The organism is Desulfuromonas sp. KJ2020, assembly GCF_024197615.1.
Taxonomy (GTDB): Bacteria; Desulfobacterota; Desulfuromonadia; order Desulfuromonadales; family SZUA-540; genus SZUA-540.
On sequence record NZ_JAKUKE010000002.1, the window covers coordinates 42056 to 56670 of the forward strand.

Here is a 14615-nt window from a genome sequence, read left to right on the forward strand (position 1 = left end):
GCGAACAATCCACCTATCAAAGCGTTTCAATTGTTCCACTGAGACGATGCTGGGTTCCGCGGTGGCAGCTCCAGCATTCGGCCTGGGTCGAAATCATCGAAACGGTGCCGCTGTGGCAGCGGATACAATTGGCCTGCAAGACCTCACCACCGTGTTCGGTCAATTCAATACGCTCGGATACGCGTCCGCTGTAAAAGAACCAGGCGTCCTTGAGCCCATCAATCGACTTCCAGACATAATGCGCAAATTTGTTCTGATTGGGCAGGTGACAATCCACACACTTGAGCGTCCGGTGTGCTCCGGTATAAGACCAGGCCACATATTCGGCTTCCATCACATGGCAACTGGCGCAGAAATCAGGTTCCCCACTCTTGGCCAGGACCCGAGGGGGGCCGAACAGCACAAAGAGACCGATCCCTGCCGCGACGACCAATACAACCAGTAAAATCATCATGTTCTTTTTTGCCATTCTTGCTCACCCCCTTCCTTAAGCCCGCTGGTGCGAGACGACCATTGGCTGTTTCTCACTCACTTTTACCAGATTTGTGCCAATCCGCAATGAAAGGCGCAAAGAATGGAAACAACAAGGGGGAACGCCATTCAAGGCGTTCCCCCTTCCACTACAACCCTCTCGGAATGTTACGACATAGTAACATCCTATTTAAATCACGTTACCTCAAGGTGACGCCTCCAGGATTCCGTACCGCTGCATTTTTTCCCACAGGCCTTTTCGTGAGATTCCAAGACTTTCAGCCGTCGCCGTCTTGCGGCCCTGATGGGTTTCAAGGGCCCGCACAATATAAGCCCTCTCGAAATTCCCCAGGGCTTCTTTCAGGGCTTGGTCACCCGCTAAAAGGGTATTGCAATCGATGCGCCCTGCCGACTGCAGGTCGGGGGGCAGGTCCGCCACGGTTAATGTGCCCGTGCGATTCAAGGCCACAGCCCGTTCAAGGGCGTGCTTGAGCTGTCGAACGTTACCGGGAAGCGGATGGCCGGCGAGGAAAGTACGCAGTTCGGCGGATACGATCGGAACCGGTTTACCCATCTGACGAGCCAGCTGCTGCACGAAGATTTCCGTCAGGGGCAGAATATCTTCATAGCGATCCCGCAAGGGCGGCACTTCCATGGTGATGACGTTAAGCCGGTAATAGAGATCCTCGCGAAAACGGCCCTCCTGAACCTCCTGCGCCAGATTACGATTGGTCGCCGCCACGATGCGCACATTCACCTGAATTTCCCGGTCGCTTCCCAACGGCTGCACCGCCCGGGACTGAATCGCCCTGAGCATTTTGGCCTGCGCGGTCAACGGCAGCTCGCCAATTTCATCCAGAAACAGGGTCCCACCGTCCGCCTGGACGAATTTACCCTTGGCGTGGTCCACGGCGCCGGTGAAGGCGCCACGCTGGTGGCCGAAAAGTTCCGATTCAATCAGGTTTTCCGGCAAAGCCGCACAATTGACCCGAATCAGCGGCCGCTGAAGACGGGGGCTGAGGCGATGAAGCAAATCGACGATGCGCTCCTTGCCCGTCCCGCTTTCGCCCACGATCAGAACCGTCGAGTCGATACCGGCAACGGCCTGCACCATCTCTACAACATGTTGCATGCCTCGGCTCTGCGCCACCAGCGGGCCGTCGTTGCCGGTATCGAGCAGCGAATGCCTGAGTTGATGATTCTGTTCCGCCAGCAGCTTGCTCTCCGTGATATCACGGCTGATCAGCAGGGTGCCGATGTACTGGCCCTCAGGGTTCCGAATGCCCGAATAAGAATTATCAAAAAACCGGTTTTTAACCTGAATACTGCGATTGACCGCGGCGTAACGGCCACTTTTCAGATTGGCAATCAGCTCACGAATGCGATGATGCATATTGGCGGGATGAATAGAGAGGATCGATTTGCCGATGATGCGGTCGGCACGCACTCCTCGGATACGCTCAGCCGCCGGGTTACAAACACGAATAGTATCTTCGCCGTCGAGAAAAATGACCCCCTCAACCATGTGGGCGACAATCTGTTCAAAAATATCCGGAGAAAACCCCGTCTTCATACTGGCTAAACCTCCCCATTTTTCTTCTGACAGAACCTGTCAAAAGCAGCGCCAAGCCATAAGGCTTGAAAACGGTAGCAAAAAGCCTGACCGGTGGGCCAGGCGGCTACGGAAAAACGCGTGTTTTATGGGCATCAGCTACGATCACCCGGATCGAACTTATCAACACGGGCGCTCAGGGCACCATCTTCAATATCGACCCTTATCTCCATAAGGATTTCCTTGACCTGTTCGTTGTATTTCACCGTGACAGGGAGAGTAATCCGGTTACCGCCCCCCCGGGCGCGGCCCAGCCCGACGACGGTGACAGCTGAAGGTAAGTCCACTCTCGGCTGGGCTACTCCGGATTGCGGGGATGCCGCAGGTGCCGCCACAAGCCTGTCGGAGTCTTTGCGGAGAGCGCGGTAAGACGCTCCCATGCTGCGCTCTTCGGATCGATCTTCGCCCGGAGGCCTATGGACGTTTCGCAGACGGTGAAGAACCATCTTGGAGATGGTGGTCATCGTCTGCAGCACACCACGCCCATTCAAAGCGCTGGCAGTAAAAGACGGCACCTTGTCCCGGTTAAGCAGGCGGTCCATCTCTTCGACCGGCAGGGCATCAGGCAGATCGCGCTTGTTGTACTGAATGATATAGGGAATATCCTCCAGGCGCCGGCCATATTCGGCCATGTTGTCCCGCAGATTCTGCAGGCTTTCAAGGTTGGCCTTCATCATCTCCGGCTGGGAGTCGGCGACAAAGACCAGACCATCCACCCCCTTGAGGACCATCTTGCGCGTGCCGTTGTAATAGACCTGCCCGGGTACGGTATAGAGATGAAACCGGGTCTTGAGCCCTTTGATCTCGCCCAACTCAACGGGCAGAAAGTCGAAGAAAAGAGTTCTGTCCTTCTGGGTTGCCAGGCTGAGAAGCTTGCCGCGGTTCTCCGGCTTCAACTTGTCGTGAATGTATTTAATGTTGGTGGTCTTGCCGCACAAGGCCGGTCCGTAATAGACAACTTTGGCGTTTATTTCCCGCTTGGATTGGTTAAAAAGGGCCATGGGCAGTCCTATTTCTTTTGGTCTTTGGCGATGAGCATTCGCCTCGCGTTGTTAACGATAACTGCGGAGACCCCTCGGCTGCCAGCCAGGTTCTTGATATCCTTCTCCGTCAGGACATTCATGTAGCGGAGCGCCGTCGGCAACGGGGTGCGTGGATGCTCTACCAGCGCTTTTTTAATTTCATAGAGTTTGACCCACTCCCGGTTCAGGGTAATGAGCCGGATAAGCTCGTCACTGGAACTTTTGTTTTTGGCGATGGCCAGCACCTCACCATCGGTGATGCGAGGATTTTTCAGAACAGCCGCGGAGACCAGCTTGTTGGCATCCTTGATAAAAATCCCGCGCCACTCCTTGTCCCCGGTAAGAGCCATCTTGATTTTCTCGGAGACGCCCATTTCCAGGGCTTTCTGATATTTGGACAGGGAGCCCTCTTCCTCGGCATTCTCTTCGGCAGCCGCTTCGCCCTCGCGGACACCTTCGGAAGGGGGGTCTTCACCGTGAATCTCCGCCCCCCCTTCGAGAACGGCTGTCGCCCGGGGGTTGGCCTGCAGCGCCTCAAGAACCTCGGGCGCCGTCGCCAGGAGATCCTGACGGTGGGCCAGCAGAGAAAGGAGGCGGGGACTGCCATGCCGGGCCATGTGCAGCAAGGTCGAGGGCAGCAGATTGCGGCAATCAAGCAGCACGGCCATGACCTCTTCCTCGCCCAGGCGAAGACGGGCGATGAGGTCAAGAAAACGGGGATGACGGTCGGGAACCTCAAGCAACGTTATCAGCCTGGAAGCGGAAAGAGTTCGCAAAGTAGACTTGGCGGTCTCGCGGAGTTCCCCATCCTGGCTGAACGCCAGAAAAAAGAGGAGATCGCCTTCGTCCCGGGCACCAAGATTCAGAGCTCCCCGGGCAGCTTGCACCTGCTCGCTCCGGGGAACTCCGTTTTGAACAAGACGGGCCACCTCAGGTGAAACCTTGAGACGCACCGATTGTTTGTTATCAGTCATCGATCGCGAAAAATCCCAAAATCGCTCCCCTAGTTGGCAAGGGCGGTAATCATGGTTTCAAGGCCGACCTTTTGCGCTGCCGCGGCGGCTTCCTGTGCTTTGGCCTTATCCGAAAATTGGCCGAAGCTGATCAGCATCATTTTCAGATCGACAGGACTGCGCTCTTCATCGACGTGAAGACCTTTTTCTTTCAAAGAAGCGGCGAAACGATCAGCGCGCTTCTTGTCCTGAAAGGAAGCCGCGTAAATCACCATCAACTCCCCCTTCTGGACGGCAAAGGCATCGGGAGCGAGAGGAAGAATCTCCTGCAATTTCTGACGCCCCTCATCAGGATAAAAGGCCCCGAGGCGAAGACGGATCATATCCACCTGGCGCTGGACCGCCTTGACCTGAGGTTCGTACCCCAAGTCCTGCACCATCTTCTTGGCTCTCTCCAGACTGGCGTTGCGGGTATAGGCTCCCGCCTGAATGGTATAACGAGCGTCGGAGGCGGCCGGGGCTGTTACGGAGGCAACCGCAGCAGAGTCGGCCGATGTTTTCTCGCTCGCCGCCGGTGCCACTTCGGCAGTCTTGGCGGCCGGGGCTGCGGCTTTCACCGCCGGCGCGGTAGTCACCTCCTTGGTTTGTTCAGCTGGTTTGGCGGCTGTCACCTGGGCCTCGGCGGTCGGCTGCTTGGAAGGAGCCACCTTGGAGGCGGGCGCCTGAGTATCGGAGGAAGGCTGAGCCGTTTTGGCATCAGCAGGCGCCTGATCTGCATCCACAGTGGCCTTCTTCGATGCATCTGCCGTCTGCTGAGCCGTGGGCTCTTTTGCTTTCTCCGCTGCAGCCTTGCTTGGCTTGGCCTTGGATTCCGCCGGTCGGGCAGGCACCGCGATCGGTTGCTTCTTGGCAACCTTGGCCGTTACAGGCGGCGCCACAGGCGGCAGCATAAAGAAATAATAATAAGCTCCCGCCCCTACCGCTACCAGCAGCAGGACCAGCAGAAGCATCGGTGCGGAGCTTTTCTTCTTGCCGGCCACCTCGACACCTTCGTCCGGCAGGGGTTCGTCAAAATCGAAGCCCCCCTCATCCATGTCCGGCCCTGCCTCTTCGGATTCTTCTTCAAAATCGAAGTCGTTCTTGTCTGTCATGGGAATATTGCTCTCCTTTACATAGTTGATGGAGCCGTTATTCGGCTTTTTTCACATCCGCAAGAATTTTTGCCGTCAAATGGGTGGGCACCTCTTCGTAGTGCGAAAAACTCATGGTGAACAGTCCCCGGTCCGACGTCATGGAACGAAGCTCCGGGGCATACTTAAGGACCTCGGCCATGGGCACCTGCACGGCAATGACCTGGCTGTTCGCTTTGGGTTCGACCCCGAGCACCTTGCCGCGACGCGAGTTCATATCCCCAATGATGTCCCCGATACAATCATCGGGAACGGTAATTTCCATGTGCATGATCGGTTCCAGCAGAACCGGGCTGGCCTGCTCCATTCCTTTTTTGAAGCCCATGGAGCCAGCGATTTTAAAGGCCATTTCGGAGGAATCGACCGAGTGATGGGAACCGTCGAACAGAGTCACTTTGACGTCTACCACCGGGAAGCCCCCCAGGGTGCCTTGCTGCATGGCTTCCTGCGCGCCCTTTTCGACGGCGGGGATATACTGCCTGGGCACGACCCCGCCTACAACCTTGTCGACAAATTCGAAACCGCCGCCGCGCGGCAGCGGCTCGATCTCCAGCCAGACATCGGCGTACTGCCCCCGACCGCCCGACTGTTTCTTGTACTTGCTCTGCAGTTTAGCCTTGCCCTTGATCGTCTCGTGGTAGGGCACCTTGGGCTGCTTGAGTTCGACCTCCACCCCGTATTTGCGTTTCATCTTTTCCACCGTCACTTCAAGATGAACCTGCCCCATGCCTTCGAGAATCATTTCATGGGTCTCTTCATCCCGGTGGATGCGCAGAGTGGGGTCTTCTTCGGTCAGTCGCTGCAAAGCATTATGGATCTTGTCTTCATCGTTTTTGCTCTTTGCCTCGATGGCGAAGGATATGACGGGGGTCAGCGGCAGAGGGCTTTCATAGAGGATGGGTTTGCCGGCATCGCAGAGGGTGTCCCCCGTCATAGTGACCTTGAGTTTGGGAACAGCGACGATATCCCCCGCAGCGGCCACGTCGATCGCCTTCTGCTTTTTGCCCTCGAGCTCAAAGATCTGACCGATGCGTTCTGTCGTTTCCCGGTTGGGGTTGTACACCGACGAATCGGAGTTCAGCGTCCCCGAGTACACCCTGAAAAGGGTGAGCTTGCCCGTAAAGGGGTCGCTGATGGTCTTGAACACCATGGCGGAAAAAGGCTCTTCCTCGCTGGGAGAGCGCTCTTCCAGATCACCCGTTTTTGGATTTTTCCCCACCTGGATACCCTTGTCCAGCGGCGAGGGGAGGCACCGCACGATGTAGTCGAGAAGCTGCCGCACACCGACATTGACCAGGGCGCTGCCGCAAAAGACCGGGGTAAAGACCCCGGTCAGGGTTCCCTCCCGCAGACCAAGCAGAATATCCTCGATGGAAAGAGTCTCTTCCTCCAGGTATTTTTCCATGAGTGCATCGTCGGCATCGGCGACCGCTTCCACGAGCAGGCTCCGCAGCCGGTTGGCCTCCTCCAGATACTCCGCGGGGACGTCCTTCTCTTCGAAGGTCCCTTTCTGGTCAAATGCGTAAAAACGGGCCTTCATGTGGACCAGGTCAATGGTCCCCTTGAAATCAGCCTCAGCCCCCATGGGCATGGTGACAATGACAGCGCGGCTTGACAGGGTTTTTTCCATGTCATCCACGGCCCGCAGAAAATCGGCACGCTCCCTGTCCATTTTGTTGACGAAGGCGATACGGGGTACTTCAAACTCCTCAGCCCACTCCCAGATCTTTTGGGTTTGGGCCTTGACGCCTGAAATGGCGGAGACGATAAGAACCGCGCCGCCAAGTACGCGCATGCAGTTGCGGGTGTCATGCAGAAAGTTGGTGTAGCCAGGGGTGTCGACGATATGCAGGCTGTGGCCATTCCACTCACAGTGATGCAGACTGGAACTGATGGTGATGTGCCGTTTGATTTCTTCCGGCTCGAAATCCATGTTGGAGGTGCCGTCATCCACCTTGCCAAGCCGGTCGGTCATGCCGGTGTTAAACAGGATGGCCTCGGTCAACGAGGTCTTGCCCGCTCCTCCGTGCGCTACAATTCCCAGGTTCCTCAGCTTTGCAGTATCGTACTTTCCCATAGCCGCTCCTTTCATTCCATGACAGGTTGATGGTTTAAAGGATTCTTGCAGGAAAACAACGAACAGAGCGGCCTTGTCGGCCACCCGGGCAGAAGGAGCCTGCCCTCTCGGGGGGACCTCGCGTCCGGATGCACTAAGCGCGGAACACTACCCCTCCATCTGCTGAACATCTCATGACAAAAAAGCCGGTTACCAAATTGTAGCACGCCCGCTTGGAGCGTCAAAAATCACCCTCGGTTGCGTTCGTAAATGATCCGCAGGCCTTCCAGAGTGAGAAAGGGGTCGACTTCGTCGATCGTCTGGGAAGCGGTGGCGATCTGTTCGGCCAGGCCGCCCGTAGCCATGACGTACGGTTCTTCGTTCGACTCCTGCTTCATACGCTCCACGATGCCGTCCACCAGGCCGGCATAGCCATAAAAAATGCCGGACTGCATGCTGTTGACGGTGTTCTTGGCGATCACCTGGGGCGGACGAGAGAATTCCACCCGCGGCAGCTTGCTGGCCCGCTCGAAGAGGGCTTCGGCCGAAATCCCCATCCCGGGGGCGATGGCGCCACCCTGGTACTCGCCTCGGGCGGAAATGAAATCAAAGGTGGTCGCCGTGCCGAAATCGACGATAATCAGGCAGCGTCGCTTCTTTTCAAAAGCGGCCACGGCATTGACGATGCGATCGGCGCCGACCTCTCGGGGGTTTTCGTATTGAATGGGCATCCCCGTCTTGATGCCCGGCCCGACCACGTAGGGCTTGAGTTTGAAGTAATCCCGGCACAGCCCTTCCAGCGTATTGAGCATGGGCGGTACCACGCAGGAAACGATAACATCCTTGATATCGGTGAAATGGATGCCGGAGAGATGGAACAGTTCGTGGATGATCATGGCGTATTCATCCACGGTTCGTGACTTGTCGGTGGTCACCCGCCAGCTGCGAACCAGTTCTTCCTCCCGGTACATTCCCAGAACTGTATTGGAATTGCCTACATCAATAACCAGCAGCATATAAAGCGCATCTCCGTGAGATAGTTATGTTCCGGCAAAAACGCCAGGGGTCACAAAGGGCGAACGTCGCCAGCCAGCACCCGTTCGGTGGCGCCGGAATCGAGCCGCAGCAGCAGGGCGCCATCCGTGTCAATCCCGGTGACGGTTCCCTGCAGGCGGCGATCCTGAAAATCGACCTCGACCATTTTGCCCTGCCAGGCAAAAAAACGGCTCCAGGCTGCCGCGATGGGCTTGAAGCCCTCTTGCAGATAGGTTTTGTAGAGAGCATCCAATTCCCGGTAGAGAACCCGGGCAAAAGCCAGGCGCGAGATATCCCTGCCGGTCTCTAAAGCCAGGGAGGTCGCCGGGTAGCGCAGGTCGTCCGGGAACTGGGCCTTCGTCATGTTGAGGTTGACACCAATGCCCATCACCAGATAGTGGATTCCTTCCATCTCGGCGTCGATTTCGTTGAGAATGCCGGCCACTTTTTTGCCGTCAATCAGCACGTCATTGGGCCACTTGACCTGGGGGTGAAGACCGCTTAAGTCTTCAATCGCCCGGGCGACAGCCACGGAAGAGAGAAAGGTTAACTGGGTGGCCCAGCGCGGGAGGATCGAAGGGCGCAAAAGAATACTGGTGTAGAGGTTGACCCCCTGGGGGGAGGCCCAGGGTCGGCCCAGGCGCCCTTTGCCAGCCGTCTGCTGGTCGGCGATGATCACCAGACCTTCTTCGGCGCCGGCCTTGCCGTATTCGTGGGCAACCCGGTTAGTGGAGTCGGTCTCTTCAAGGAGAACAACTTCCCGTCCAATGCAGCTTGTCTCCAGGTTAGCCTGAATTTCCGCCGGAATGAGCGTATCGGGCGTCTGCGTCAAACGGTATCCCCGCGAGGCGGCCGATTCGATACCGTACCCCTGCTCCCTCAGCAACCCGATATGCTTCCAGACGGCCGTGCGGGAAATACCGAGGGTCTGACTTATTTCCTCGCCGGAGACGAACTGGCCCTTCCTTTGGCGAAAAACACGAAGGATGGCGTCGCGGGTTCCTGGTGTGTTCATTGTCTTCCTGTTCCGTTTATTCGCTTATTGGAAGAGCATGGAAATATCCACCGCCCGGCTCGAGTGGGTAAGAGCCCCGACGGAGATGAGATCCACCCCGGTTTCGGCAATATCCCGCACTGTTTCGAGATTGACGCCGCCCGAGGCTTCACAGAGCGCGCGACCGGCAATAAGAGCGACCGATTCGCGCAGTTCGCTCAACGACATGTTGTCGAGGAGCAGGATATCGGCGCCAGCCGCCAGCGCCTCCTTCACTTCATCCAGATTGCGGGTTTCCACTTCAATCCTGAGGGTATGAGGCACCCGCTCCCGCGCCCGTCGAACCGCCGTTTCTATGCCTCCGGCCGCGGCCACGTGGTTTTCCTTGATGAGAACGCCGTCATAAAGAGAGGTCCGATGGTTGCGGCCACCGCCCATACGCACCGAATATTTTTCCAGAACACGCAAACCAGGGGTCGTCTTACGGGTATCGACAATGGTCGCCTTGGTCCCAGCCACGGCCTTAACGAACAGGGAGGTCTGGGTAGCAATACCGCTCATGCGCTGCAGAAGGTTCAGCGCCACCCGCTCACCCTGCAGAAGCACGGCAGCGGATCCCCGCAGCCAGGCGAGAACTTCCCCACGGCGAACGGCCTGGCCGTCCTCTTTAAGTTTTTCAAAGGCGATACCGGCATCGAGAAGGGAAAAAACCCGGCCACACACGTCAATGCCGCTGAGGATAAAATCTTCCTTGGCGACCAGTTCGGCCCGACTCTGCGTTTGCGCCTCGACGGTGGCCAACGTGGTGACATCCCCGAGGCCGATGTCCTCCTGCAGGGCATTGCGAATGATATGATCGATCTCAAACATACTTTCCCCCGTGTAACGTATTGAAAACCATATTCTTATAGCACGTTCACCAGAGCCGCCGCAACACAAAAGCCCGGCCCGAAAGGAGGAATTTACCTTTGCTTCTTTAGGTGTTATGCTATCCGCGTTTCACAAAAACCTCACTGCATTGGCACGGCTGCGGACTGGCTTTCCCAGCCGTTTGTCTGCCGCGTACAGACTCTAAACAAAAAAGGACGGACAACGTGCGATCCCTCAAAGCATTTATCCTGGCGACCCTTATTTCTCTGGCTCTCACCGCCTGCGTCAGCAAAGCGGATTACCAGCGCAAGGCCGATCAGGCGGCTATCCTGGCAGCCAGCATCGAAGAGCTTGAAGCGGACTACCAGTCGCTGTTGCGTATCAACGGCGACCTGCTGACCTACAACGAAAAGATTGAGGAGCAATTCGATGAAGCTCGGCTGCGAAACGATGGCCTGGAGCAGGATCTTGTGCGGGCCCGCTCTGACCTGGAGCGCATCGAGTCCGTGCTGACGGCCAGGGATGAGGAAACGGGAGAAGCCCTGGCCCAGATGCGCCAGGAGATAGATCGCCTGGAGACGGCCAACCGTGCCCTGCGGCAGGAAATCGAACAGGAGCGCATTGCCAGGGAAGCGCGCGTGGCCCACCTGAAAAGCACCTACGATGAACTTGTAGAGAAGATGGAACAGGAGATTTCCCGGGGGGAGATCACGATTTCCGAGCTCCAGGGAAAGCTGACGGTCAATATGGTGGAGCGCATCCTCTTCGATTCGGGCAAAGCCGATATCAAGCCGGCCGGAAAAGAAGTTCTCAAGCGGGTCGGCAAAGTCCTCAAGGGGGTCGACAACAAAGAAATCCGCGTGGAAGGGCATACGGATAACGTGCCCATAAGCCCCCGCTTGCAGGACATATTCCCCAGCAACTGGGAGCTTTCCACCGCCCGAGCAACGAATGTCGTACACTTTCTGCAGGAAGAGTCGAAAATCCCCGGCTCTCTTCTGGCGGCCTGCGGCTATGGCGAATTCAGACCCATTGCCAGCAATGCCCACGCCGAAGGCCGGGCCCAGAATCGACGCATCCAGATTGTTCTCGCCCCCATAGATATATCGTCGCCCTGACCGATAGGGCTCTAACGTCTGGACAGCACCGCCTGGATACCCTTGCTCATCTCCGCCTGCATGACCTCGACGTCTTTCGTCGCGGCCGTCAGGCTGGCCGATCGGCCCAGGGCCGCGAAGAAATCCTTCATGGAGTCCTCCGATCCCGGCACCAGCTCCTCGAAGGCCTTTTCCACCAGATAAGCGCCGATCTTGCCCAGATGCTGTTCGGCCACGCCCTGGAGAAAAATCAGCAGACTCTCATTGCGTTCATCTTTGACCTTCCGTCTGGCCGCCGGCTCCGCGGGCCGTCGCCCATTTTTCGCCTCGGCTAAAACCAGATGCCAGATGGCCGTCAGTTGTCCGGCATCCATCAGGTCCTGCAGCGAGTCCTCCTCCTCAATATTGCTGGTCAGCACGTCAACTTTGGCGCCAGGCAGCCGCGCCACGGACAGGGAAGTGTCTACCGTCTTTTCCAGGTCCTTGGAGCCGTCGTGGAAAAATCCCAGGGGCTGCCCTTCGCGGTAGAAGATCAGTGCCACCCGATTATCCGTATAGATGCGCAGACATCCGGTAATGGCGTCCTCCTTGAGACTATTGAGCAGAAGACGGATATCCATGAACCGGAGTTCCTGCCCGCGATAGAGCACTTCGCCATGCAGGAGGGCATGAATGCCCATGGCCAGTTCGGCAGACAAACGGTAAATATCCAGCATCGCCTCGCCCGAGCGGGAATGGCTGAAGATGCGCCCAATGGCCTGATAGCCCGTGAGACGTTGGTGGCCAGTCTCATACAGAGCGCTGATCAACTTGCCCACATGAAAAATGAGGATTCCGACCCCAGCCGGCGTATCGAAACGCAGATATCCGGTAAAATGTCCCTCATGGAGCTTACCGAGCGCATCGGGAAGGTTGACCTTGGCCGGATTGAGCTTTTCTTTGACCGGATTCCCCCTGGGCAGCAAAATCATGGCAATTCCTCACTAAAACCGGTTAAAAACAGCGATTTTTATCGTGAAACGGGTTTGCGGCCACGGACCACCGAGGTATCGTCGCTAACCTGCTGCACACGGACATCCATAAAACCGGCCTCACCCATCCAGACCGAAAGTTCCCCACCGGCATAGGTTCTTCCCACCCCGGTCATAACCAGCATGTGTACAGCAAAGAGCGCCGCCTGCAAAGGCCCGGTACGATTGTCTTCGATCAAAAACTCATGGAGAATCAGTTCTCCCCCCGGCTCAAGAGCCTCAAAGGCCTTGGCCAGGAGCATACGGCAGCCAGCCTCATCCAGGGAATGCAACACCTGTGAAATCCAGACGACATCGAATCCCTGGCCGAAAGGGGTTTCGTAAAAGTCCCCTTCGAGCCAGCGCACGGAAGTCTCCATCCCCCGGTTTTTCAAGTTCTGGCGACCGACGGCGGCGGCCTTTGGCAGGTCGAAGACGCAAACCTCCCGCAAGGTGGGATACTCTTTCAAAAAAGCCTCGGCATAGGTTCCCGGCCCGCCGCCCACATCCAACAGAGTCACTGGGCTGCCCAGCTCCAGCCGCGCCGCGACCAGGGGAGCGAGGTCTCGGGTGACATTCTCCATCCCCAAAATAAAATCCCGCGTCTGCACCTCATCCGGCGCCGGTGACCAGGACTCTTCAGCGGGTTCCAACCCTTGCAGCCGTCCGGAAAGATCCCCCCAGGCCGACCAGCAGTGGCTGATGTGTCGTAAGATATGGCCGCGGTAGCCCTGGCCGGCAACGAGGTTTTCGGCCACGACGGGCCGATTGACATAGGCCTCACCCGCTTTGTCCAGCAAGCCCATGGCGACCAGAGCATTGAGCACCAAGGTCAAGGGACCGGCCTGCAGATTCAGCCGCGTGGCCAGCTGATGCACCGTTGTGTTTTCCGACAGGTGCGAGAAAAGATCCAGCTCCACCGCACTCAGCAGGATCCTCGCCGGTTCAAAACCATGGGAAAGCCTCATCAAATCCTTGAATGTTTCCGGCTTCACAACAACCTCCAGGTTAAAGGCGTCCAAAAACTTCACGCAGCATCTTTTTTCTCCGGCCGGCCAACGCGCGCCGCCCTTTTGGTGACAGAAATTCTCGGGGAGCGGCGGCTGTCCAGAACAGCATCAGGGTCTCGCGGTAGAGCTCGGCCAGCGGCCGACCCGTCGTCGCCTGCAGGAAGGCCTGCCCGCAACCGGCGCTATTGAGGCTGATCTGGTCGGCAGCGAGCTCGTCGCCACTCTCCTTGAAAAGGTGTGCGGAAAAACACAGTTCATCTTCGTGCAGGGCTTCCTCGTCGATTCTCCACACCATGGCCCCCTGGTCGGGGAGAGGCTCCAGCAGGCTGTCAGCCACCAGGGTCTGCAGACAGCCACCATGGATGAATCCCTGCCGACGACTCCGCAAATCCTGAAAAAAACCGCCTTCGGCGCCATCGGCCGATTCGCCGCAGAGAGGGCATTGGCGGCTCTGTCGGCGAGATAGTCGGTTCACCATTCCCGTCTGTGATGGGTCGTGAACGGATTGAGCTGGAGAGGAAACGAAGGCTTGTCGGCACCGCAGGACGAAATCTCCCAGCTGCCGAAACTGGGTATGCACCGCGGTGTTGCGGGCATGGGTAAGGACGGGATAGACCCGGCTGCTAAGATTGGTGGTCAGGCTTTCCACCTTGGGACTTTTGGAAATGAAAGTGTCGAGCACCTGATAGCCCCTCTCCCGCGCAGACTCCACCAGAAACTCGCGCACTCCGATGTGCTCGCGCAGGCGCAGGCGGCTGTCGATGAGACTCGGCAGCAGCCAGAATTTATCCGTCGCGCCCCCGGCTGCCCGCACCACATGCAGCAGGGAGGCGGCGTTGACGAGGGAGGGCCGATCCTTGACCGGCACCAGCACGAGGTCGGCGGCGAGCAAGGCGCTGCGGGTGAAGTAGTCGAGAATCGGTCGGGTGTCGAGGATAAAAATTCCGTCGAGGTCAGCCTGACGCAGAACGCGTCTCAGGTGAAGGGGATCGTCATCTGGGGGCAGCAGCTGCCGCTCAGAGGCCAGATACTGCACGCCGTATTCGCCCAGGTCGACCAGATCGCGGGCGGGGCGACCAGCAAACAGCTCGGCGACGGAAGCAGCGGCAGCGCGGCGGATGGCGAACATGGCGTCGACGCTGAAATGGTTGTCGAAAGAGGCGATAGTCACCGGCAGGTCCTCATGCAGTGCCTTGAGGTAGACAGCGAGGTTGGTGGCGATGGTCGTTTTGCCCACCCCCCCCTTTTCACTGGCTACCACGACAACAAAAGGAACGCGTCCTGCCATGTTGACT

The 14615-nt window shown here is 57.6% G+C and carries 12 protein-coding genes and 1 pseudogene; 1 reads left to right on the top strand and 12 read right to left on the bottom strand.

The annotated features are described in order from the left end of the window. Positions 1-16 precede the first annotated feature (16 nt). The 9 genes and pseudogenes from nrfH to nadC all read right to left on the bottom strand — a co-directional run bounded on the left by nrfH (position 17) and on the right by nadC (position 10203). Positions 17-469, bottom strand: coding sequence for a cytochrome c nitrite reductase small subunit (gene nrfH, locus MJO47_RS07855; protein WP_253960593.1), 453 nt, complete (start codon positions 467-469; stop codon positions 17-19). A gap of 207 nt (positions 470-676) precedes the next feature. After that, positions 677-2044 (bottom strand): sigma-54-dependent Fis family transcriptional regulator, encoded by a 1368-nt coding sequence (locus MJO47_RS07860; RefSeq protein ID WP_253960594.1) that lies wholly within the window; start codon positions 2042-2044, stop codon positions 677-679. Between the two features lie 464 nt (positions 2045-2508). After that, a pseudogene (locus tag MJO47_RS15630) lies at positions 2509-3084 on the bottom strand (ATP/GTP-binding protein); the annotation flags it as partial. Positions 3085-3092: 8 nt separating this feature from the next. Continuing rightward, the gene (locus MJO47_RS07870; RefSeq protein WP_253960595.1) at positions 3093-4079 is read right to left on the bottom strand and encodes a hypothetical protein; all 987 of its coding nucleotides are present in this window, start codon (positions 4077-4079) and stop codon (positions 3093-3095) included. Positions 4080-4108: 29 nt separating this feature from the next. Further along, on the bottom strand, positions 4109-5209 hold the full coding sequence (locus MJO47_RS07875; RefSeq protein ID WP_253960596.1) for an SPOR domain-containing protein: 1101 nt from the start codon (positions 5207-5209) through the stop codon (positions 4109-4111). Between the two features lie 37 nt (positions 5210-5246). Continuing rightward, on the bottom strand, positions 5247-7325 hold the full coding sequence (gene fusA / locus MJO47_RS07880) for an elongation factor G (protein ID WP_253960597.1): 2079 nt from the start codon (positions 7323-7325) through the stop codon (positions 5247-5249). 227 nt (positions 7326-7552) lie between these two features. Beyond that, positions 7553-8320 carry a type III pantothenate kinase gene (locus MJO47_RS07885; RefSeq protein ID WP_253960598.1) on the bottom strand — a complete coding sequence of 256 codons (768 nt, stop codon included), beginning with the start codon at positions 8318-8320 and terminating at the stop codon, positions 7553-7555. Between the two features lie 50 nt (positions 8321-8370). Further along, on the bottom strand, positions 8371-9354 hold the full coding sequence (locus MJO47_RS07890; RefSeq protein WP_253960599.1) for a biotin--[acetyl-CoA-carboxylase] ligase: 984 nt from the start codon (positions 9352-9354) through the stop codon (positions 8371-8373). 24 nt (positions 9355-9378) lie between these two features. After that, positions 9379-10203, bottom strand: a complete 825-nt coding sequence (gene nadC, locus MJO47_RS07895) for a carboxylating nicotinate-nucleotide diphosphorylase (protein WP_253960600.1) — start codon at positions 10201-10203, stop codon at positions 9379-9381. A 224-nt stretch (positions 10204-10427) separates the two neighbouring features. On the opposite strand from nadC, the gene MJO47_RS15635 reads away from it, so the two are divergent. Continuing rightward, positions 10428-11321: an OmpA family protein gene (locus tag MJO47_RS15635; protein WP_253960601.1), complete on the top strand. Its 894-nt coding sequence runs from the start codon at positions 10428-10430 to the stop codon at positions 11319-11321. Positions 11322-11332: 11 nt separating this feature from the next. Here the strand turns inward: MJO47_RS15635 and MJO47_RS07905 are convergent, their stop codons facing one another. From MJO47_RS07905 to MJO47_RS07915, 3 genes are read right to left on the bottom strand one after another with little or no spacing between them, the layout of a single operon-like run. Then, a complete protein-coding gene (locus MJO47_RS07905) occupies positions 11333-12271 on the bottom strand; it encodes a GTPase-activating protein (protein WP_253960602.1) in 939 nt (312 codons plus the stop codon). Between the two features lie 38 nt (positions 12272-12309). Further along, complete coding sequence (locus MJO47_RS07910) at positions 12310-13305, bottom strand: acetylserotonin O-methyltransferase (protein WP_253960603.1); 996 nt, start codon at positions 13303-13305, stop codon at positions 12310-12312. Between the two features lie 13 nt (positions 13306-13318). Further along, positions 13319-14608 carry a ParA family protein gene (locus tag MJO47_RS07915; protein ID WP_253960604.1) on the bottom strand — a complete coding sequence of 430 codons (1290 nt, stop codon included), beginning with the start codon at positions 14606-14608 and terminating at the stop codon, positions 13319-13321. Positions 14609-14615 lie beyond the last annotated feature (7 nt).